At 37.6% G+C, this 686-nt stretch carries 1 protein-coding gene; it reads right to left on the bottom strand.

Annotation, left to right across the window (positions count from 1 at the left end; genetic code table 11):
• Positions 1-686: D-alanyl-D-alanine carboxypeptidase/D-alanyl-D-alanine endopeptidase (gene dacB, locus A1D25_RS01455; protein ID WP_157393949.1), on the bottom strand; the 686-nt coding region annotated here is incomplete at both ends.

Here is a 686-nt window from a genome sequence, read left to right as displayed (position 1 = left end):
GCAAGATTATAAACACCTTTTAGTGCCCCTGTTTTTGCGATCAGATTATTTGCCAATGGCTCTGCTGAAATCGATCCTCGACCAGAGAGTGTCCCATCAACACCAGCAATAGGGAATGTTTCCAGCAATTTTAGCTGTTCTTCATTTTGAGCAATAAATTCCAGAGTTTGTAACATTGTTTCAGCATTCACTTGATTATGACGAGATAATCCTGAACCATCTACAACTATGCTATTCCCAAATTGAATATTCGCTTTACTTTTAAATAATGAACGAATGGTATGGCTTGCCAATGGAAATGATGCAGATCGTTTTGATTGTTGATTAGCGACTGTTCTAAACACCGCATCCGCAATTTGATTATCTGATTTTTTCATCATCTTTTTCAGTAACACAGGGAGTGGTTGAGAATAATGCTCGGCTAACAACACACCTGACGGAGCCTTTGCAGGTACTTGAATTTGCCCTGTAAACTGAATACCCAATCTAGCTAAATAATTTTTGATTAAATTTGCGCCATATGTCGTTGGATCTTGTACTGCAAAACTTAAACCAAAAGGCTTATTTTGCTTAGCTAAACAACCTTTAATGTGGTAACGATTGTTATCACTCACCATAGCATCTAATAAGCAGTAGTCTGATTCAGGTTTCTCTGCTACATAAGCAGAACTAAATACTTGTACAGG

The organism is Ursidibacter arcticus (assembly GCF_009761375.1).
GTDB classification, from domain to species: domain Bacteria; phylum Pseudomonadota; class Gammaproteobacteria; order Enterobacterales; family Pasteurellaceae; genus Ursidibacter; species Ursidibacter arcticus.
The sequence above is the reverse complement of the archived record's forward strand: the minus strand, read 5'-3'. Positions and strand labels throughout refer to the sequence as shown.